The sequence below is a fragment of the Mesorhizobium shangrilense genome (assembly GCF_040537815.1).
GTDB classification, from domain to species: Bacteria; Pseudomonadota; Alphaproteobacteria; order Rhizobiales; family Rhizobiaceae; genus Mesorhizobium; species Mesorhizobium shangrilense.
Map to the genome: position 1 here is coordinate 4,441,841 of NZ_JBEWSZ010000001.1, position 19,913 is coordinate 4,461,753.

The 19,913-nt window shown below is 64.3% G+C and carries 17 protein-coding genes; 4 read left to right on the plus strand and 13 right to left on the minus strand.

All coding sequences use genetic code 11. From position 1 onward, the window contains the following. Window positions 1–32: 32 nt before the first annotated feature. The 8 genes from ABVQ20_RS21480 to ABVQ20_RS21515 form a co-directional block, all read right to left on the minus strand. On the minus strand, window positions 33–1,535 hold the full coding sequence (locus ABVQ20_RS21480; RefSeq protein WP_354461477.1) for a sugar ABC transporter ATP-binding protein: 1,503 nt from the start codon (window positions 1,533–1,535) through the stop codon (window positions 33–35). Window positions 1,536–1,601: 66 nt separating this feature from the next. Further along, window positions 1,602–2,669, minus strand: a complete 1,068-nt coding sequence (locus ABVQ20_RS21485; protein ID WP_354461478.1) for a substrate-binding domain-containing protein — start codon at window positions 2,667–2,669, stop codon at window positions 1,602–1,604. A 64-nt stretch (window positions 2,670–2,733) separates the two neighbouring features. Further along, complete coding sequence (locus ABVQ20_RS21490) at window positions 2,734–3,798, minus strand: substrate-binding domain-containing protein (protein WP_354461479.1); 1,065 nt, start codon at window positions 3,796–3,798, stop codon at window positions 2,734–2,736. A 265-nt stretch (window positions 3,799–4,063) separates the two neighbouring features. Further along, complete coding sequence (locus tag ABVQ20_RS21495) at window positions 4,064–4,834, minus strand: GntR family transcriptional regulator (protein ID WP_354461480.1); 771 nt, start codon at window positions 4,832–4,834, stop codon at window positions 4,064–4,066. A gap of 141 nt (window positions 4,835–4,975) precedes the next feature. Then, window positions 4,976–5,683: an E3 binding domain-containing protein gene (locus tag ABVQ20_RS21500; RefSeq protein WP_354461481.1), complete on the minus strand. Its 708-nt coding sequence runs from the start codon at window positions 5,681–5,683 to the stop codon at window positions 4,976–4,978. Between the two features lie 8 nt (window positions 5,684–5,691). Continuing rightward, complete coding sequence (locus tag ABVQ20_RS21505) at window positions 5,692–6,702, minus strand: C-terminal binding protein (protein ID WP_354461482.1); 1,011 nt, start codon at window positions 6,700–6,702, stop codon at window positions 5,692–5,694. 32 nt (window positions 6,703–6,734) lie between these two features. Next, a complete protein-coding gene (locus tag ABVQ20_RS21510; RefSeq protein ID WP_354461483.1) occupies window positions 6,735–9,131 on the minus strand; it encodes a thiamine pyrophosphate-dependent enzyme in 2,397 nt (798 codons plus the stop codon). A gap of 131 nt (window positions 9,132–9,262) precedes the next feature. Further along, a complete protein-coding gene (locus ABVQ20_RS21515; protein WP_354461484.1) occupies window positions 9,263–10,483 on the minus strand; it encodes a mandelate racemase/muconate lactonizing enzyme family protein in 1,221 nt (406 codons plus the stop codon). A 154-nt stretch (window positions 10,484–10,637) separates the two neighbouring features. On the opposite strand from ABVQ20_RS21515, the gene ABVQ20_RS21520 reads away from it, so the two are divergent. From ABVQ20_RS21520 to ABVQ20_RS21535, 4 genes are read left to right on the plus strand one after another with little or no spacing between them, the layout of a single operon-like run. Further along, window positions 10,638–11,393: an SDR family NAD(P)-dependent oxidoreductase gene (locus tag ABVQ20_RS21520; RefSeq protein WP_354461485.1), complete on the plus strand. Its 756-nt coding sequence runs from the start codon at window positions 10,638–10,640 to the stop codon at window positions 11,391–11,393. A gap of 3 nt (window positions 11,394–11,396) precedes the next feature. After that, window positions 11,397–12,245 (plus strand): transketolase, encoded by an 849-nt coding sequence (locus tag ABVQ20_RS21525; protein ID WP_354461486.1) that lies wholly within the window; start codon window positions 11,397–11,399, stop codon window positions 12,243–12,245. After that, window positions 12,242–13,231: a transketolase family protein gene (locus ABVQ20_RS21530; protein ID WP_354461487.1), complete on the plus strand. Its 990-nt coding sequence runs from the start codon at window positions 12,242–12,244 to the stop codon at window positions 13,229–13,231. The genes ABVQ20_RS21525 and ABVQ20_RS21530 overlap by 4 nt, the downstream gene beginning before the upstream one ends. An 8-nt stretch (window positions 13,232–13,239) precedes the next feature. Continuing rightward, the gene (locus ABVQ20_RS21535) at window positions 13,240–14,421 is read left to right on the plus strand and encodes a mandelate racemase/muconate lactonizing enzyme family protein (RefSeq protein WP_354461488.1); all 1,182 of its coding nucleotides are present in this window, start codon (window positions 13,240–13,242) and stop codon (window positions 14,419–14,421) included. Between the two features lie 112 nt (window positions 14,422–14,533). Here ABVQ20_RS21535 and ABVQ20_RS21540 read toward each other — a convergent pair whose 3' ends face one another. From ABVQ20_RS21540 to ABVQ20_RS21560, 5 genes are all read right to left on the minus strand, one after another. Continuing rightward, window positions 14,534–15,574 carry a LacI family DNA-binding transcriptional regulator gene (locus ABVQ20_RS21540; RefSeq protein ID WP_354461489.1) on the minus strand — a complete coding sequence of 347 codons (1,041 nt, stop codon included), beginning with the start codon at window positions 15,572–15,574 and terminating at the stop codon, window positions 14,534–14,536. Between the two features lie 182 nt (window positions 15,575–15,756). After that, window positions 15,757–16,353, minus strand: a complete 597-nt coding sequence (locus ABVQ20_RS21545) for an SDR family NAD(P)-dependent oxidoreductase (RefSeq protein WP_354461490.1) — start codon at window positions 16,351–16,353, stop codon at window positions 15,757–15,759. After that, complete coding sequence (locus tag ABVQ20_RS21550; protein WP_354461491.1) at window positions 16,350–17,129, minus strand: SDR family NAD(P)-dependent oxidoreductase; 780 nt, start codon at window positions 17,127–17,129, stop codon at window positions 16,350–16,352. The genes ABVQ20_RS21545 and ABVQ20_RS21550 overlap by 4 nt, the downstream gene beginning before the upstream one ends. A gap of 83 nt (window positions 17,130–17,212) precedes the next feature. Next, entirely contained in the window at window positions 17,213–18,208 is a 996-nt protein-coding gene (locus tag ABVQ20_RS21555) for an ABC transporter permease (protein WP_354461492.1), read from the minus strand. 56 nt (window positions 18,209–18,264) lie between these two features. Further along, window positions 18,265–19,803 (minus strand): sugar ABC transporter ATP-binding protein, encoded by a 1,539-nt coding sequence (locus ABVQ20_RS21560; protein ID WP_354462243.1) that lies wholly within the window; start codon window positions 19,801–19,803, stop codon window positions 18,265–18,267. Between the last annotated feature and the right edge of the window lie 110 nt (window positions 19,804–19,913).

Here is a 19,913-nt window from a genome sequence, read left to right on the forward strand (position 1 = left end):
ACAGGTCTCTCAGCGACGGACATCACCATGCCTCAAGCAGCCTCGCTTTCAAGCATGGCGGCGCGCAAAATGCCCGCCTCCGAGATGCGGTCGCCTTCGAGCGTCGCGGCGACACGGCCGTTGCGCATCACCAGCACGCGGTCGGCGACGTGGACGAGTTCCGGCATGTCGCTGGAATGGAACAGGATCGCGTAGCCCTTGGCCGCGAGATCACGCATCAGTTGGAATATCTCGCCCTTCGTGCCGACATCGACGCCGCGCGTCGGGTCGTAGAGCAGGAGCACGCGCGCTTGCGTCAACAGCATCTTGCCGAAGATCACCTTCTGCTGGTTGCCGCCGGACAAGGTGCCGGCAAGCTGCTCTGAGGTGCCGGCCTTGATGTGCAGGAAGTCGACCATCTCCTTGACCAGCGCCGCCTCCTTTTGCCGGCTTAGAAAGCCGTTTTCCGTGAAGCGCTTGATGACGGACAGGGTGAGGTTCTCGCGCACGCTCTTGGTCAGAAGCAGGCCCTGGCCGCGTCGATCCTCCGGCACCAGCGCGATGCCGTCCTTGCCGGTCAGGGCCTGGCGCGGATTGTTGATCGAGACGGGTTTGCCCCACAGCTCGATGGCGCCGCTGGCCTTGGTCGCTCCAAACAGCGCCTGGAACAGCTCGCGCTGGCCGTGGCCCTGCAGGCCGCCGACCCCGAGCACCTCGCCCTCGCGCAAGGCAAGGTCAACACCGGAGAGCCGGCTGCCGCTGGAAAACCCCTTGACCTTGAGCGCGATGCGATCGGTCGCGGTGGCTACGCGCTCGGGATAGAGCCGGTCTAGGTGCCGGCCGATCATCTGGGTGACGATCTCGTTGTCCGACACCGCATTGGCCTCGTGCACCGCGATGGTGCTGCCATTACGAAAAATGGTCAGCCGGTCGGCGATGGCGCGCACCTCGGCCATGCGATGCGAAATGAAGATGACCAGCCGGCCCTCCGCGGCCAGTTGCCGGGTGAGGTTGAGCAACCACTCGGCTTCGCGCGCGGGCAGCGCCGACGTCGCCTCATCGAGGATGAGGATGCGCGGGTCCTTGGCCAGCCCCTTGGCGATTTCGACGATCTGCCGTTCCGCCAGTGTCAGCCGCCGCAATTCCTGGTCGGGACGAAGTGGCGGAAAATTGTATTTGTCGAGCAACGCCAGCGTCTTGCGGCGCATCTCCGCACGGTTGACGGTCCGCAGCATTGTTCTTGGCTCGTGTCGGAACCAGATGTTCTGTTCGACGCTGAGATCGGGGATCAGCGACAGCTCCTGGAAGACGGCGGCGATACCGCGCGCCTGGGCAGCATCCGGATTGGCCGGGCGATAATCCCTGCCGTGGACCAGGATCGAGCCGCCATCGTGCTTCACCGCGCCGGACAGGATCTGGATGAAGGTGCTCTTTCCCGCGCCATTCTCGCCCAGCAAAGCGTGCACTTCGCCGGCGCGCGCGCTGAATGTCGCCTCGCTCAGCGCAACGATGCCGCCATAGCGTTTGGACAGGCCTGTGACGGTGACGAGGTCCATGAGGTTACTCTCGAAAAGCTCTCCCGACATCTTGCGATGCCGGGAGACAGGGTCGTGGTACGGATCTTATTTGGTGCCGGCGGCTTCGGCGGCGGTGATCTCGACCCAGTCGGGCGTGATCGGCAGCGTCAGGCCGGGCGCCTGATCGGGGAAGGCGTTTTCGCCGACCGCGATCTTGATCATCTTGGTGCCCGGGTAGAGCTTGGACTCGAAGGGATCGGTGGTGACGAAGTCACCCTTGACCGAAACGGAGCGTTCGGCTGGCTTCTTGCCGGTGTCGAGAATGTCGACCGCCAGCTTGATGGCTTCCGACGACAGATAGGCCGGGTTGGAGCCGAGGATGCATTTCGCACCTTGCGTCTGCGCACAGGTGAGAGCCGCGACATTGTAGGAGAAGCCGACGACCGGGACGATCGGCCGCCCGGCATCCTTCAGCGCCTGGATGGCGCCCGAGCCGTAGCCTTGCGTCATGATGCCGTCGATCTTGGGATTGGCGGCAAGCAGGGCCGCGACGCCCGACTGTTCCGGTCCAAGCGCATAGTTGCCGTTGTAGTAGCCGACGACCTTGATGTCGGGATATTTGGCCAGCACCTTCTCATAGCCCTGCTGAAGCTGCGCAGAGATCGGCGCGCCGGCCAGGCCCCGGTCGAGGATGATGTTGCCCTTGCCGCCGAGCTGCGTGGCCATCCATTCGGCCATCACCGAGGGAATGCGGTCCCAGTCGGAGGCGACGGCGAAAGCGCAGGGCTCGGTCACCACCTGGTCGAAGCTGATGACGACGATGCCGGCGTCGCAGGCCTTCTTGATGGTCGGGTTCAACGCCGAATCCGAACCGGCATCGACAAGGATGGCGTCGGGCTTCTGGCGGACGATGTTGTTCAGCGAATTGATCTGCGCCTGGACGGTGTTCTCGACATTCTCGATCTTCAGGTCGACGCGGCCCTTCAGCGGCCCCTTGTTCACAGACACGGTGGCGACACGCTCCATCTGCTGGCGCCAGTCGTTGCCGACGAAATTGTTCGAGAGATAGATGGTGTAGGGCTTCTTGTCCTCGGCGTGGCCGGCATGCATGCCGATTGCCATCATGGCGGTGGCGAGGGCTGCAAGACCGATGTTACGGCTCAACGATTTCATGATTTTCTCCTCCCGTTTCTTTTCGAATATCGGCGCCGGCCATCGGCGCACGGCGTTGGCCAGCTCAGTTGCCCGACGCCTCCTTGGGGGTGATCTCGACCCAGCTGGGCGTGACCGGCAGGGACAGGCCCGGCGCCAGATCGGCAAACACCGTCTTGCCAAGTTCAATCTTCACCGCCGAGGAATTCGGGGCGTATTTGGCATCGACCATATCGGTGGTCAGGCCGGGTGAGTTGAACAGCACGGTCGTGTCGGCCGGCTTCTTGCCAGTGTCGAGTATGTCGACCGCGAGCTTTATCGCCTCGGCTGAAAGGGACGGCGGATTGGCGCCCAGCCAGCATTTCGCGCCCTTGGTCTCAGCGCAGGTGACGCCGGTGCCGTTGAAGGCGGCGGCGACGATCGGCACCAAGGGACGATCGGCATTCTGCAACGCCTTGATGGCGCCGGTGCCGTAGCCCTGCGAGAAGATGCCGTCGACTTCCGGATGGGCGGCAAGCAGGCTGGCAACACCTTCCTGTTCTGGCCCGGCGGCATAATTGCCGTTGAAATAACCGACGATTTGAATATCGGGATATTTCTTCAGCACGGCGCCGAAGTTCTTCTCGAACTGCTCGGAAATCGGCGCGCCTGCGAGACCGCGATCCATGAAGACCTTGCCCTTGCCGCCGAGGATGGATGCCATCCATTCGGCCTGGTTGTTGGCCATGATATCGAAATCGGAGTGCAGCTTGTAGGCGCAATCAGCCGACACGGTCTGGTCGAAGCTGACGACGATGATGCCGGCGTCGCAGGCTTTCTTGATGGTCGGATTGAGCGCTTCCGCCGACGACGCGTCGATGAGGATCGCGGCTGGTTTCTGCCGGATGATGTTGTTCAGCGAATTGATCTGCGCCTGAACCGTATTCTCGGCATTCTCGACCTTGAGGTCGACACGGCCCTTGAGCGGCCCTTTGTTGACCGCGACATTGGCGACGCGCTCCATCTGCTGGCGCCAGTCATTGCCGACGAAATTGTTCGAGAGATAGATGAGGTAGGGCTTCTTGTCTTCGGTATGGCCGGGTGTCGCCCCAACGGCGGCTACGAACCCGGCAAGCGCCACGAAGCTGGCGCACAGGCTCCTCAATGTCATGGTCTCCTCCCACTGGTTTCCTGCCCAACCGGCGATGGATTGCGCCATCTTGATCGGGTGAAGACTGCAAATTGATACCGGTACCAAATTCGGATGTCAATTTTGACCGAGCTTCCACCGAGGCTGCGTTCGCGAGCGGAATTTCGCAGGATCTCCTCCCTTGCGACTCCTCCCATAGCCGGCACTTCAGCCTAGCTATCATGCTATTATAATTTTATAGGCCTGTCTATGCGACCAGCATTAGAAAATGCTGGTCGGGTACGCTTCAGGACAGGTCGTTCGGCGCGTCGTAGGTGATGCTGAAGATATCGGCGGGGTGGCGGGCGACGGAGAATTCGATGCTGCGCTGGTCCGCCGACTGATAGAGCATCTCCACCGTCAGCACCGGGCTGCCGAGCGCAACACCGAGGTCGGCGGCGACAGCCTCGTCGGCGATCTCGGCGCGCACCGTGACATGGGCCACATCGAGCCGCAGGCCGAGATGTTTTTGCACCGAGCGGAAGATCAGCACATCGGAAAAGTCTTCCCGCTTCAGTCGGGCGCCGATGTCGGGCGGGAAATAGGTGGTGATCTGCGCCTTCCTCTGTTCTCCGATCGACAGCACACTGCGCAGGCAATAGCCGGCCTCGTCCTTGCCCATGCCGAAATGGCGCTGGAGCACGGGAGACACTTCCTTGCGGTAGGATTTCACCGTCAGCTCAGCGTCCTTCGTGAAGGCCGCCATGTCGGCAAAATTCTTGAACTTCCAGCTCAGATTGACCGAAGGGCTGCGCGCCGCGACCACCGCCGGCTTGGCCGAGCGTTTCCTGATCAGTCCATCGGCCTCGAGATCGCGCAAGGCCTGTCGCACGGTGATCAGGCTGACGCCGAAATGCTCGGCTATGGTCGCTTCCTTCGGCAGTTCGCCACCGACGGGAAAGGTGCCGTTGCCGATCGGCTCGCGCAGGATGTCGGCGAGCTGGCGATAGAGCGGGCCGTTCGAGCGGCCGAGCGTGCGCCTGGGAAGACTGTCGATGGTGGGAACGGAATGGTCCATGAGCCTCGTCGCGCCTGTGTCGAAGCTTTTATAATAGCTTCCATCGCCTGAGGCTATTGCATGTCGCCCAAAAGTGGATCCGGTTTTTGGGATAACGACATGCCTAAAGTCAAGGACTGAACGCCGAGATGATCAACCATCTCAGACGAAGAGCCGAAGCGGGTGTTCGATCGTGGACTTCAAGGCGATGAGCCACGCGGCCACTGCCGCCTCGTCAACGCTTGCCGTATCCGCTGTCAGCAAGCATTCGGCGTGATCGCCTGCCGCGTTGACTGAGACGGTCAAGCGCATGGCGCGGCCTAACAGGAGCGGCATCATCACCGGCCGGATGTCGCCTGCCGGGAGAAGCCACAAGGACAGTGCGGCCGGTCTTTCCGTGTCGTCGCGGTTGTCAGCCAGTGCCGCAAGCCTCGATGCGCGCAGCGACGTCAGGGGCATCTCCGGAACCGTGGCGAACACCGCTTGCCGGCCCGCCGGTTCCAACGCCACAGGCGCGCCGGCGACCTTGGCGATCTCGGGGGTTTCAGCGAAGGCACGTCCCGCCGCGCGCAGCAGGATATCGTCGATGTCAAAGGTTTTCCCCGCGCTCTCCAGCACAGCCAGCAGCTCTTTCAGAGTGCCGAGCGCGATTGATGCGGCAAAGGCGGCGATGCGGGGCGCGGCGACGGAAGGGGCGGCGGCGACAGTCGGCGGGTTGACGGGCTCGGCTAACGGGACGAAGCCAAGCACGTCGACGGCCAGGATGCGGCCGCCCGGACCGCTGCCCCGAAGGACTTCAAGCGGGAGAGCACGCTCGCGCGCCAGACGGCGCGCGTAGGGCGAAACGGCCAGCCGCCGCGTCTGCGCCACCGCTATGTTCATTTCAGATACTCGGCATTGACGCAGTTGGTGAGCCGTCCCTGCGCGAGGTAGGTGTGTACGACTTCGATCGATTTCAGCCGGAGATCGCGCATCGATGCCGGGCTGTAGAAGGCGGCGTGCGGGGTGACGATCAGCCGGTTGGCGATCCACGGCTCGCGGCGACGCCATGCTGCCAGCAGCGGATGATCGAGATCGCCGGGTTCGTTCGGCAGCACATCCAGCCCCGCGCCAGCGACGGTGCCGCCGCGCATTGCCGCCTCTAGCGCGTCGAGGTCGACGATCGGCCCGCGAGCGGTGTTGATCAGCACAAGGCCAGGCCTGGCGGTGGCGAAGACAGAAGCGCCGAGCAGCTTGCGGGTCTCCTCGCTCAACGGTGCGTGGACGCTGACCACGTCCGATCGCCCCATCAGTTCGGCCAGCGAATGGACACGCTCGTAGCCGGTCGACAGATCGACGCCTGACAGAAGATGCGGGTCGTAAAACACCACCTTCATGTCGAAGGCCGCGGCACGGCGCGCTGTGGCCAGCCCGATGCGGCCGAGGCCGACAATGCCGAAGGTGGCGCCCTTGTGCCGGCGCACCAGCGGCGCCTTGGAGAAATGCCAGCCTTCGGCGCCCTTGTCGGAAAGCTCGGGTCCATAGGCCGACGTGCCGCGCGTCAGCGCCAGCATCAGGCCGATGGCATGGTCGGCGACCTCTGTCGTGCCGTAGTCCGGAACATTGCAGGCCGGAATTTTGCGCGCGCCCCAGCCCACCGTGTCGATGTTGTCGAAGCCGACGCCGGAGCGCACCGCGATGCGCGCCCTGGGAAACGCTGTCGGAGCAGCGGCGACATTGTGGGTGGGCGAATAGTTGATGACGGCGTCGACCGCTTCGCAGATGGCCGGATCGAGCTCAGCTGCCTTGCCGTTGGTCGAGCGGGCGAGGATGAACTCGATGTCGGGATAGCGTTCGCGTTCGAGTTCTGCCTCGTCGGCGGCTTGCCAGTTGGCGCACAGGATCTTCATGCTTGCCCTTCGGATTCACGTGGAAAGGTGGGTTATTTCTTGATGCCGCCGATCCGGCCGCCCATCGGCACGACGGCGCCGACCGGTTGGTCGATCTTGACAAGGGTGCCGCTGATCGGCGCCTCGATCTCGACCACGGCTTTGTCGGTCTCGATCTCGGCGATCAGTTCGCCCTGCTTGACCGCGTCGCCGACCGCTTTCAGCCATTTGACGACGGTGCCTTCGCTGACGGTGAGATCGCCGAACGGCATTGTTATCGGCTCGTCGTCACTGGCACCGGGAGTGGTAGCGTCTGGTGCCGAGGGCGTCGGTTTGGCCGGCGCAGGCGCCGACTTAGCCGGCGCAGCACTTTTCAAGCCGACCGTGTACCAGTGATCCGGTACCGGCGGCCGCCCTGCGATGACGTCGCGAACACCCTGCGCGATGCGAGGCGCATCAACCAGCATGGCGCGCTCCAGCACCGGCGCGAAAGGATGCGAGGTCGGCGCGGTGTGCAGCCTTCCGGGCGGGGCGTCGAGCTCGTCGAAGGCAAGTTCGTTGATCGCCTGGGCGATCTCGCCGCCCAGGCCGCACATCGCCCAGGCTTCGTCGACGATGAGCAGGCGATGGGTTTTGCGGACACTGGCGACGATGGTGTCGATGTCCAGCGGCATGATGGTGCGGGGGTCGATGACCTCGACCTCGATGCCTTCGGCGGCCAGCATCTCCGCCGCTTCCAGCGTGCGCTGCACCATCTGGCCGGCGGCAACGATGGTGATGTCGGTGCCAGCGCGGGCAATGCGCGCGACGCCGAACGGCACATAATGTTCGCCAACCGGTACCTCGCCCTTTGAGGCGAACAGCGCCTTGGGTTCGAGCATGATGACGGGGTCGCCGGCCCGCAGCGCCGTCTTCATCAGGCCTTTGGCGTCAGCAGGCGTCGAGGGCACGCAGACGATGAGGCCGGGCATATGGGCGAAGACCGGATGGTAGATGCCGCTGTGGTGCGGCCCGGAACTGCGCAGCGCGCCGGCGCCGACGCGCACCACCATCGGCGCGCTCATCAGGCCGCTGGTCATGTAGCGCAGTTTGGCCGCCTGCAGGAAGATCTGCCCGGCGGTCTCGAAAGCGAAGTCGGCGAACATCAGGTCCGAGACGGTCCGCGCGCCGGTCGCCGAGGCGCCGACTGCAGCCGCCGTAAAACCCTGTTCGGAGATCGGCGTGTCGACCATGCGCTCGGCGCCGAACTCCTGCCAGAGGCTCTTGGTGTGGGCAAAGCTGCCGCCACGCTCGCCAGTGCCCTCGCCGAAATAGAGGATCGCCGGATTGGCACGCATCTCCTCGGCAATGCCGTCGCGCACCGCCTCGAGCCAGCCTTGCGTGCGCGTCTCGCCGATGGCACGCGGCTGCAGGGCAGCCGGTGGATTGATCGGATCGGCAAAGACATGCAGGCGCACCGTTGCCGGGTCAGGCTCGGGCGAATTGCGGGCAAAGGCCAGGGCTTGCTCGACGACCTTCTCGATCCGCGCCTCGATGGCGGCAAGTTCCTCGGCATCGGCAATGCCGTAATCCTCGATCAGCTTCTTGCGGAACATGTCGATGGGATCGCGCTTGATCCAGGCGTCGAGCTCCTCCTGCGTGCGGTAGGTGCCGATAACGGGATCGCCCTCATGGTGGCCGACAGTGCGATAGGTCTTGGCCTCGATCAGCGTCGGCCCCTTGCCTGAACGGGCGCGTTCGGTCGCTTCCTTCATCGCCAGCCAGACGGCGAAGACGTCGTTGCCGTCGACCGCGACACCGGGCATGCCGTAGGACGCGGCCTTGGTGGCGATTTCTGGGTTGAGCGTTATGGATTTGAGCGGTGTGGCGGTGGCGTAAAGATTGTTCTCGCAGACGAACACCGCCGGCGCCCGCTGCACGGCGGCGAAGTTGAGCGCTTCGTGGAAGCCGCCATGATTGGCGGCGCCGTCGCCGAAGAAGGCGACGCCGATGTCGTCACGTCCTTGCTGGCGGGCGCTCATGCCGATGCCGACGGCATGGCCGATGCCGGCCGCGACGATGCCGTTGGTGCCGAACAGGCCTACAGAACGGTCGTAGAGATGCATGGTGCCGCCGCGGCCGCCGCAAATGCCGTCGGCCTTGCCGAACAGTTCGGCCATCACTCGCCCGGGATTTGCGCCCTTGGCCAGCGCATGGCCGTGGCCGCGATGGGTCGATGTCACCCAGTCGGTCCGGCGCAGATGCGCGCAGACGCCGACACCTGTCGCCTCTTCGCCGATATAGAGATGCAGGAAGCCGGGCGTCTCGCCCTTGCGGCAGGCGATCTGGGCAATGCTTTCGAAACGGCGCAACAGCACCATGCGCTCGAACAGGTCGAGCAGAACCTGCTTGTCGGGCAGGTTTGGAGCGCTCTTGAAATCGTCGCGCGCTCGCGCCGCTGAAATTGCCACCGGGGCCTCCCTGGTCCGTATCCGCACCGGGGCAGACGGCACCGGCGGCGAGCTTGTTGGCCGCTCGCTTCGGTCGATAATAGATTATAATAGCATAATGTCTACTGGCTCTAAAACGAGCCGGTGCTTCGCTAGATTTTGGTGATGCGCACCGTGGCGTCTGGCCGCTGGAACAGCTCCGGCCGCAGGCTGAGTCCAAGCCCCGCCCCTTCGAGCGGCGTGACATGGCCATTGCTGACGGGCGGGATGTCGGCGACGATCTCGGTGTACCAGCCGGTGAAATAGGCGCGCACCGCTTCCTGGTAGTTGACGTTCGGCAAGGTGGCCGACAGCGCGCAACTGGCGGCATAGACGATCGGCCCGGTGCAGTCGTGCAGGGTCACCGGCAGTTCGCTGGCCTCGGCCATGTTGGCGATCTTGCGGGCTTCGCTCAAGCCCCCGCACCAGGCGAGGTCGATCATGATCACGCTGGCCGCGCGCTTGTCGATCAGTTGCTTGAACATTTGCCGCGAGGCCAGCCGCTCGCTGGCGGCGATGGGGATCGAGGTGTGGCGGGCAAGCTCGGCCATGGCGTCGAGTTCATTGTAACGGATCGGCTCCTCCAGCCAGGCGACGTCGTAGGGTTTCAACGCCTCGGCGATGCGCAGCACCGGCGGCAAGGTCCACAGCCCATGCAGCTCGACCATGATTTCCATGTCGCGACCGACGGCATCGCGAATCTTCTGGAACGGCTCCAGCCCCTTGTCGAGATCGGCAAGTGAAATGCGGGTGCCGTTCGACGCCTCGGCGGCGATGTCGAACGGCCATATCTTCATCGCGCCGATGCCTTCCGATTTCAGGCTCCTGGCGAGGTCGCCGGCATTGTAGCGCCAGGCCAGCAAATCCTCATAAGGGCCTTCGTTCGAATCGCCCGATTTCAGCGACCAGTCCTCGCCGCGCTCGAACAGGGCGTTCCTCTTTGTGGCGCGCACATGCTTGTAGCCGGCGCAGGTGTTGTAGATCGGCACGGCCTTGTGGGTGCGTCCGCCGAGCAGCCGCCACACCGGCTCGCCGAGCGCCTGGCCATAGATATCCCACAGTGCGATGTTGACGGCGGAATTGCCGCGCATCTCGGCGCCGGAATCGCGCGCCCCGACATAGACGTTGCCCAGCGTCCGATCATGCAGCTCGATGTCGCGCGGATCCTTGCCCAGAAGATAGGCGGCAACATTGTCGTGGATGTAGGAGGCGACCGGCCCCGGCGCCCAGAACGTCTCACCGGTGCCGATGAGGCCGGCGTCGGTGTGGATGCGCAGCCAGAACAGGAACGGGAACTCCGCCAGCTGCAGTGTTTCGAGCGCAACGACCTTCATTTTTCCTCCCCATGCCGACAGACCGTGGCCCAGCGGACAATAGCACATCCCCGTTGACAGCCATTTATGGTACCGGTATCAAACACGTCAAGATGACCACCGGGAGAGTGCTCGCTTGCCAGCCGAAAATCAAAACACAACGCCAAGGAGAGCATTGGTCACCGGAGCCGCGGGCGGCCTCGGCCGCGAGGTGGCGATCCAGTTGGCCCGGCGCGGCTGTGCGGTCGCCATTACCGACATCAATGGCGAGGGAGCGACCGAGACCGCCCGGCAAATCAACGAAATCGGCGCGAAAGCCGAAACCATCATCGGCGATTTCACCTTGGAGGGCGCGCCGGAAGCGGCCGTGGAAAAAGTGGTCGCGCGCTGGGGCGGCATCGACGTCCTCGTCAACAATGCCGGCTATGGCGTGATCGAGCCGTTCCTCGAGGCCACCTACAAGGCGTGGACGCGCACGCTGGCGCTCAATGTCACCGCGCTTGCCATGGCCTGCAAGGCGGCGGGCCGCGTGATGCGCGACCAGCGTTCGGGGCGCATCATCAACATCACCTCTCCGGGTTCGCGCATGGCGCTGCCCGATTACACCGCCTACACGGCGAGCAAGGCCGGCGTCGATTCCATAACCCGAGCGGCGGCGGTGGCGCTTGCGCCCTATGGCGTGCAGGTCAACAGCCTGGCGCCGGGCATGATGGACACCGAGATGCAGCGCTCGACCGAGGTTGACCTCGCGCGCGCCAGCGGCCGCAATGATCTGCAGGCCTTTCTCGACGAACGCACCCGCCGCATCCCGTTCGGCCGCCGCGCCGAGATCGCGGAAGTTGCTGAAGCCGTCGTCTGGCTCTGCCTCGATGCCCCGAAATACATGACCGCCGAGCGGCTCAACATGTCGGGCGGGCTCGACAAGGACTGATCGATGCTGCGAAACTCCCCTCCTGGCGCCGCCGACATCGGCGCGCTCGAACGCAAGGCGACACGGTTGCGCCGCCACATGCTGACCATGGCGCGCGACCAGGGCCAGGGCTATATCGGCCAGGGGCTCGGCATCGCCGATGCGCTGGCCGCGCTCTATTTCCACGAATTGCGCTACGACCCGCACAATCTAAACTGGCCGGACCGCGACCGCTTCCTGCTGTCGACCGGCCACTACTCGATCGCGCTGTGGGCGGCGCTGGCCGAGGCCGGCATCATTCCGATCGAGGAACTGGTCACTTACGGCGCCGACAACAGCCGGCTGGAAATGTCGACGCTCGACACCACGCCCGGCGTCGAGATGATCGGCGGCTCGCTCGGCCATGGCCTGGGGCAAGGCGTCGGCCAGGCGCTGGGCTTGCGCCTCGACCGCTCCGATGCGCGCGTCTTCGTCGAGCTGTCCGACGGCGAGATGCAGGAAGGCTCGACCTGGGAAGCGGCGATGTCGGCCAGCCATTTCAAACTCGACGGGCTGGTGGCACTGATCGACTGCAACGGCATCCAGGCCGACGGGCCCGTCGTGCTCGACATGGAACCTGTAGCCGGCAAATGGCGCGCCTTCGGCTGGGAAACGTCCGAGATCGACGGCAACGACATGAAGGCCGTGGTCGGCGCGCTGACCGATGCGCGCCAGCGCAACGGCAAGCCGAAGGCGATCGTGCTGCGCACGCTGCCGGGCAAGGGCGTGCCGCGCATCGAGAGCAGCGAGAAATCGCACTTCTTCCGCATCGACGTGGCGCAATGGGACGGCATCATCGCCGAGTTCGAGAAAAGCGTGGGAACACAGCCATGAGCGGCGCCGCGATCAAGGCCGGACGCACGCTGGCCATGGGCCAGGACGAAGCGGTTGTTGGTGGCCGGCAAAGCGTGGAAGCGCCGTTCGGCCGGGCGCTTGCCAGGCTTGGCCAGAGCCGCCCCGACATTGTCGGTCTGACCGCCGACCTCGGCAAATACACCGACATTCTCCCCTTCCGCGATGCCTTCCCCGACCGTTTCTTCAATGTCGGCATGGCCGAACAGAACCTCGTCGCCGTCGCCGCCGGGCTGGCCCGCACCGGCAAGGTGCCGTTCGCCACCACCTATGGGGTGTTCGCGACGCGGCGCGCCTATGATTTCGTCGCCATCGCGCTTGCCCACTCCAGCCTCAACGTCAAGATCGTCGCCGGTTTGCCTGGCCTGACCACCGGCTATGGCGGGACGCATCAGGCGATCGAGGACCTGGCGCTGATGCGCATGATCCCCGGGCTGACCATCATCGACCCCTGTGATGCGACGGAGATCGAGGCCGCTACCGAAGCCATCGCCGAGCATCAGGGGCCAGTGTATATGCGGCTGCTGCGCGGCAGCGTGCCCGTCGTGTTCGAGCCGGGCTACACATTCGAGATCGGCAAGGCGCGGCGCCTTCGGGAAGGCAGGGATGTCGGCATCATCTCCACCGGCCTCATGACCGAGCGGGCGCTGGATGCGGCGGACGCCTTGCAAAAGCGTGGCATCTCCACCGGTGTGCTGCATGTGCCGACCATAAAGCCGTTCGACACCGAGACGGTGGCTGACTTCGCGGCCGGCAGTAGCCATATCGTCACGGCCGAAAACCATGTCGTCGTCGGTGGGCTGGCAAGCCTTGTGGTCGAGACCTTGTTCGACGCCGGCATTGCGAAAAAGGTGACGCGCATCGGCCTGCCGGACCGCTATATCGAATGCGGCGCGGTACCGACCTTGCAGGCGAAATACGGCCTGACGACCGAGGCCATAATCGCCAGGATTGCCGCTCTGGGTTAGGATTTCGCATGAAGATCACCGAGATCGAGACGTTTGCCGTCGGCGCCGGCTGGAAGAACTGGCTGTTCGTCAGGGTGCATACCGACAGCGGCATCCACGGCATCGGCGAGGGAACGCTCAACGGCTTCATCAAGACCACCGAAGCCGGTGTACATGAGCTCAAGCATCTCGCCATCGGCCAGGATCCGCGCCGCATCAACGCTCTGGCCAAGCGCATGCTGGACAGCGTGTCGCTCGACGGCGGCCATATCCACCGCACGGTCATCGCGGCGATCGAGGTCGCCTGCTGGGATATTCTGGGCAAGAGCCTCGGCGTTCCCATCCACCAGCTGCTTGGTGGCCAGGTGCGCGACAGCGTGCTCGGCTACGCCAATGGCTGGTACCGTACCGAGCGCACGCCGGAAGCCTTTCTTGAAGCCGCCAAGGCGGTGCTGGCCAAGGGCTTCAGGGCGTTCAAGCTCGACCCGTTCGGTACCGCGCAAGGTTTTATTTCGCGCGAGGAACTGGACCTCTCCTACGCCATCTGCCGGACACTGCGCGATGAGTTGCCGAAGAACACGCTGATCCTGATCGACGTGCATGCCCGCTTCACCGAGATCGCGGCACTTCAAGCGGCGCAAAAATTCGCCGATCTCGACATCTATTGGTGGGAGGAGCCGACCTCGCGCGACCGGCAGGAAACCGTGCACGAAGTGGCGCATCGTTCGCCGATCCCGGTGGCGACGGGCGAGATGTACGACACGGTCGGCCAGTTCTACGCGCTGGCCGCCGGCGGGGGCGTCAACATCTTCCAGCCCGAGCCGATGTCGCTGGGCGGTATCGCGCCGTCGATTCAGGTGGCCAACCTGGCGCTTGCCCATGGCAGCCATATTGCTCCGCACCAGAGCGGCGGACCGGTGGCGACGGCGGTGTGCCTGCAACTGGCGGCGGCGGTGGCGAACTTCCTCATCCAGGAGCATTTCGACGCCTTCAACGATCCGTGGACGCGCGATCTCGTGACGTGGCACCCGACCGTCAGTCCGAAGAACGGCCATCTGTCGCTGCCGGATGCGCCGGGACTCGGCATCGATCTCAACATCGATGCGATCAAGGATCATCCCTACGATCCCAACGCCTATCTCAACGTCCATGCCGAGGGTTGGGAGAAGCGCCTTGGGCGGCAGGAAGAAGCGGGGAAGCGTGGCCCTTAGACAAGCAAGCCTCCTGTCCGTTCGTCACCCTAGGGCGTAGCAAGGAGCGAAGCGACGCAGCGCAGACCCTAGGATGACGAAGCTGAGGAGCCTCGGTCAACAAGGAAGAAAATCAGGCGCTGTCACGGTCGACGATCTCGAAGCCGAGGCTGGTGATGGTCGGCACCTTGGTGTCGCCACCAAGCCTTGCCAGCAATTGCCGCACGGCGCGGCGGCCCATCTCGTAGCGATTGACCTTCACCGTGGTCAGTGGCGGAAACAATTGCGCGGCCAGATCGATGTCGCCATAGCCGGCGATGGCGATCCTGCCGGGCACCGCCCAGCCGCGCCGGTGGCACTCCTGCACGGCGCCGACGGCCAGCGTGTCGCTGGAAAAGAAGATGGCGTCGATGTCCTTGTGGCGGGAGGTCAACGTCACCAGCGCCTCGGCGCCGCCCTGCGCTGTGATCGGCACCTCGACTTCCATGTCGCCACGGTTCTTGAAGCCGAGTTCCGCCAGCGCGGCGTTGTAGCCGGTGCGGCGCTGCTGCAGCCGGTCATTGCCATGGACCGGCGTCGAGACGAAGCCGATGCGCTTGTAGCCCTTGGCCGCCAGATGCATGGTCATGGCGTAAGCGGTCTCGAAGTTGGAGACGCCAACGACCATGTCGAGCGGCTTGCGGCCCTTGATCTCGGAAATCTCGACCACTGGCGCGCCACTGCTGGTCAGCAAGGCGCGCGCCGTTTCGCTTTGCACGAAGCTCTGCAGGATCATGCCGACAGGACGCCAGCCGAGCAGGGTTCGGATCGCCTTTTCCTCGGCCTCCTGCGTGAATTCGCCCTGCGCCAGGAGCATCGAATAGCCGCTCTCATGGCATTCGTCGGACATGCCCTGCACCTGCTCGGCGATGCCCGAATTGATCAGCGGCGGCACAACGGTGCCGATCATGCGGCCATTGCCGCGCATGCTCGACGCAAGCCGGTTGGGCACGAAGCCGGCCTGCTCGATCGCCTGCAGAACCTTGGCGCGTGTTTCCGGCGACACCATGTCGGGATTGGAGAGCACACGCGAGACCGTCATCGGCGCGACGCCGACGCGCTTGGCGATCTCGCGAACGCCAAGCCGCGCCGTCGGCTTCTTCTCGTCCGCGCCATCCTCGGACCCGTCGGTCATCACCATGCTCCACCAATGCGCGATCCGGCAGCAACCTTCGGGTCACGCGACAAGTGCTCATTCATAGCGGTTGCGACAAATGCTTTCCAGCGACGTCGACGGCTATTGCGCGATCGAGATCAGTGCCGCACCAGCGCAGCGAACACATGCTGCCGCCGATCCACAGGCTTGGGCGACAGCGATCAGAAGTTGCGGCCGTAGCCCGCCGTCCAGCCGCCATCGACGGCCAGCATCTGGCCGGTGGTGTAGGTGTTGAGCGGGTCGCAGAAGAACAGCACGGCTGCCACCGCTTCCTCGATGTTGCCCGCGCGCCCGACCGGCGTGTGGCTGAGCATTGCCTTGTCGCCGGAGACCATGGTCTCATCCTCGACCGCGCCGACGCCGACGGCATTGACCAGCACCTTTGGGCCGAACTCCATGGCCAGCGTGCGCATGCCGGCGAGGATCGAGGCGTTCTCCATGGAAAAGCGCGGATGCCGGCGCATCGGCATGCCGGCCGCCGCCGAGAGCAGGAAGATGATACGGCCGCTGCCGCGCTCGGTCATGGCGACTGCAGCCCTGCGTGCGGCCGTATAGAAGGTGCCGGGATTTTCCGCTGTCGCTCCCGGACGCAATGGGCACGATATCAGCAGAATGTCGGCGAACCGCGCCTGCATCCCTTCGACAAGTCGGCCATCATTGGCGCGCAAGGCGGCGAGCGCCGCCTCGACAACCGGATTGCCTGCGCCTTCCAGGGCTATTGTCGCACCGGCGAGATCGATTTCCATGTCAACGCTCACATCATGTATCCCGCCGTCCAGCCACCATCGACAGCCAGCACCTGGCCGTTGACGTAACTGGCGGCGGGAGAGACAAGGAACAGCACCGCCTCGGCGATCTCCTCCGGCTGGGCCGGCCGGCCGAGCGGCACGTGGGCGAGGAATTCCTGCGTGCGTCCGGCAAACTTGCCGTCATCGCCATAAAACAGTTTCGCGGTCAGCGCCGTCATCACCGAGCCCGGCGCAACCGCATTGGTGAGGATGCCCTTCCCTCCGAGTTCGATCGCCATCGATCGCGTCAGGTGGATGATGCCGGCCTTGGCGGCGACGAACGGGCTTTGCAGACGCATGGCGGCAAGGCCGACCACCGAGGCGATGTTGACGATGCGCCCGCCCTTGCCGGCCGCGAGCATGGGCCCTAGCGCCGCGCGGCTCATGATGTAGAGGCCGTCGAGATCTATGCCGGTGATACGGTCCCATTCGTCCGGTGGAAATTCGTCGATGGTGACCCGATGCGCCAGCGTGTTGACGCCGGCGTTGTTGACGAGGATGTCGAGCCGGCCGTAGCGATCCATGAGGGCCGCGATCGCACTGTCCACCGATGCTGCATTGCGGATGTCGGCGGCACACGCCATCGCATTGCCCAAACCTGCCGCGACCCGCGCCGCGCCTTCGCTGTCGATATCGGCGACAACCACCGCGGCGCCATTGTCGGACAGGCGCTTGGCAATGGAACTGCCTATTGCGCCCGCGGCTCCAGTAACCAACGCCACCTTGCCTCGCAAATCGCAGCGCATGTCCCGTCCGCCCCCGACCAGTCCGGGTTATGCTATTATAATAATCTCAAAGCGCGGACAAGCAGTTGCGTGGTTCCAAGGCGTTATTCCGCCGCCGCGCCGGCGACGTTCTTGCGGGCGGCATCGACCATCAGCCGCCGGGCCCGGAACACGCCCCATTGCTGGTCGACCAGGACGCCGATGAGGATGACGCCGCCCATCACTGCGAAATTGAGCGAGGACGGAATGCCGAGCAGGTTGACGAGGTTCTGGAGCTCCTGCAGCAGCACTGTGCCCAGGATCACGCCGATCAATGACCCCTCGCCGCCGCGCAGCGAGAAGCCGCCGAGCACGGCGGCGGCGATGGCGTAGAGCTCGTAGAACTGGCCGTGGCTGGCCGGCGAAATCGAGCGCGTGTACATGGCGAAATAGATCGCCGACAGCGCCGTCAGCACGCCGCAGATGACATAGGCCGCCATGACGACACGACCGGTGCGGATGCCCGAATATTTCGCCGCCTCCTCATTCTTGCCGATGGCGTAGAGGTAGCGGCCGAACACCGAGCGGTGCAGCACCACCCACATGACGATGGCGATGACGATCAGCGCGATGAAGCTGTTGGGCACGCCATATGAGCGGCCGGCGGTGAGGAATTCCAGCTCTGGGAAATTCTGGCCGAAGGCAAAGCCGGCGGTGCCGTCGGCGGTGTAGAAGCGGGCGACGCCGCGATAGATCAGAAGACCGCACAGGGTGACGACGAAGGGCTGCAATTTCAGCCTTGTGATCAGCCAGCCATGCGCCATGCCGATGATGGCGCCGAGCACCAGGATGAGCACGAAGGCGACCGGCCATCCCATGCCACGCGTGGCTATGAAGTCGATGAACAGGGTTCCAAGCAACGCGACAACCGAGCCGACCGACAGCTCAATGCCGCCGGTGATGATGACGAAGGCCTGGCCGATCGACAGGATGCCGAAGAGACCGATGAGGTTCGAGGTGTTGGCCAGGTTGATCGGCAAGAGGAAGCGCGGATTGATGATCGCCACGATGGCACCGACCACCAGGATCAGGATCAGCAGGCCGAGATCTTTCTTGGTCATCGTCTTCTCCCCAATGCCCGCCCGGGCGCGCTCGCGCCAGCGCGAAACCTGCAAAACTATTTCGGCTGCTTGCCCACCGCCAGCAGCAGCACGTTTTCCTGGCTGAACCGGTCCTTGTCGAGAATGCCGGAGATCTGCCCCTCATGCATGACGGCGATGCGGTCGGACACGCCGATCACCTCTTCCATGTCGCTGGAGATCATCAGCACGGCGACGCCGGCATCGGCCAGAGCGCGCATCAGCCCATAGATTTCCGCCTTGGCGCCGATGTCGATGCCGCGCGTCGGCTCGTCGAGGATCATCACCTTGGGGTTCATGGCCAGCCACTTGCCGAGCACGACTTTCTGCTGGTTGCCACCCGACAGGGTGCCGGTGCGCGTCTGCACCGACGGCGCCTTGATGCCGAGATTGCTTTTCTGTTTCTCCGCCGTGGCGGCCTCGGAGCTTGCCGACACCAGCGTGCGCCGCGCATGCGCCGGCAGGTTGGGCAGGGAAATATTCTGGGCGATCGACAAATCGAGCAGGATGCCGGTCAGCTTGCGGTCCTCCGGCACCAGGAAGATGCCGTGCGCAACGGCATCGGCCGCGGAACCGAACACAAACGGCTTGCCATCGAGCTCAACTACGCCGCCAAGGGCACTATCGATGCCGAAGAACACCCGCGCCAGTTCGGTGCGGCCAGAGCCGACGAGCCCGGCAAGGCCAAGGATTTCGCCGTGCCTGACGTCGAGATCGACCGGCCGGCCGGGATAGGCTGGGGTGCGGATGGCCTTGGCCGAGAGAGCGACGGCGCCGGGCGCGCGCGCGGCCTCGGAGGCCTTTTCGCGCTCCTTCAGCATGCGGCCGATCATCAGCTTGACCATCTGGTCGTGGTTGATGTCGCGCTTTTGCAGCGTGCCGGCAAGCATGCCGTCGCGCAGCACGACGACGCGGTCGGCGACACGCTCGATCTCGTGCAAGCGGTGCGAAATGAAGATGACGCTGATGCCGTCGGCCTTCAGCGCCTTGATGACGTCGAGCAATTTGTCGGTTTCGGCGATCGGCAGGCTCGAGGTCGGCTCGTCGAGGATGACCAGCCTTGCCTTGATCGAGAGCGCCTTGGCGATCTCGACCATCTGCTGCTGGGCCAGCGACAGGTCGGCGACCTGCGTATCGGCCGAAAAATTGGCACCGACGCGCTTCAACAGCGGCGCCACCATGGTGCGCAGTTTTGCGCGGTCGACGAGCTTGAGCGGGCCGGCGCGCAACGGCTCGCGGCCGAAGAAGATGTTGGCGGCAACATCGAGGTTTTCGAACAGGTTGAGTTCCTGGTGAACGAAGGCAATGCCGGAACCCAGGCTACCTTCGACGGTCAGGCCCTTGTGAGTTGCGCCGTCGACCGTGATGGTACCGGTGTCCGGCGTGGTGACGCCGCCGAGGATTTTCATCAAGGTCGATTTGCCGGCGCCGTTCTCACCGACCAGGCCGATGACCTCGCCTGGCCTGACCTCCATCGAAAAACCGTCCAGCGCGACAACGCCCGGATAGGTCTTGCGCACGTTCTCGAGGCTGAGGAACGGGGTGGTCGCGGCAATGGATGTGTCGGTATAATTCATCATGCCTGACAGCAGTTGGCGGGCCAATTCCTGAGCATGATCTTTTCCGAAAACCGGTTCCCACTTTTCGGGATCATGTCGTGGCCTTTAGGCAGACTGACGAACCCGCC

What these genes read in the sequence shown, in the direction of transcription:
- ABVQ20_RS21555 (WP_354461492.1), bottom strand. Translation starts at nt 18,208, where the DNA reads ATGACCAAGAAAGATCTCGGCCTGCTGATCCTGATCCTGGTGGTCGGT.
- ABVQ20_RS21490 (WP_354461479.1), bottom strand. Translation starts at nt 3,798, where the DNA reads ATGACATTGAGGAGCCTGTGCGCCAGCTTCGTGGCGCTTGCCGGGTTC.
- ABVQ20_RS21525 (WP_354461486.1), top strand. Translation starts at nt 11,397, where the DNA reads ATGCTGCGAAACTCCCCTCCTGGCGCCGCCGACATCGGCGCGCTCGAA.
- ABVQ20_RS21505 (WP_354461482.1), bottom strand. Translation starts at nt 6,702, where the DNA reads ATGAAGATCCTGTGCGCCAACTGGCAAGCCGCCGACGAGGCAGAACTC.
- ABVQ20_RS21515 (WP_354461484.1), bottom strand. Translation starts at nt 10,483, where the DNA reads ATGAAGGTCGTTGCGCTCGAAACACTGCAGCTGGCGGAGTTCCCGTTC.
- ABVQ20_RS21495 (WP_354461480.1), bottom strand. Translation starts at nt 4,834, where the DNA reads ATGGACCATTCCGTTCCCACCATCGACAGTCTTCCCAGGCGCACGCTC.
- ABVQ20_RS21540 (WP_354461489.1), bottom strand. Translation starts at nt 15,574, where the DNA reads ATGACCGACGGGTCCGAGGATGGCGCGGACGAGAAGAAGCCGACGGCG.
- ABVQ20_RS21535 (WP_354461488.1), top strand. Translation starts at nt 13,240, where the DNA reads ATGAAGATCACCGAGATCGAGACGTTTGCCGTCGGCGCCGGCTGGAAG.
- ABVQ20_RS21560 (WP_354462243.1), bottom strand. Translation starts at nt 19,803, where the DNA reads ATGAATTATACCGACACATCCATTGCCGCGACCACCCCGTTCCTCAGC.
- ABVQ20_RS21485 (WP_354461478.1), bottom strand. Translation starts at nt 2,669, where the DNA reads ATGAAATCGTTGAGCCGTAACATCGGTCTTGCAGCCCTCGCCACCGCC.
- ABVQ20_RS21480 (WP_354461477.1), bottom strand. Translation starts at nt 1,535, where the DNA reads ATGGACCTCGTCACCGTCACAGGCCTGTCCAAACGCTATGGCGGCATC.
- ABVQ20_RS21530 (WP_354461487.1), top strand. Translation starts at nt 12,242, where the DNA reads ATGAGCGGCGCCGCGATCAAGGCCGGACGCACGCTGGCCATGGGCCAG.
- ABVQ20_RS21550 (WP_354461491.1), bottom strand. Translation starts at nt 17,129, where the DNA reads ATGCGCTGCGATTTGCGAGGCAAGGTGGCGTTGGTTACTGGAGCCGCG.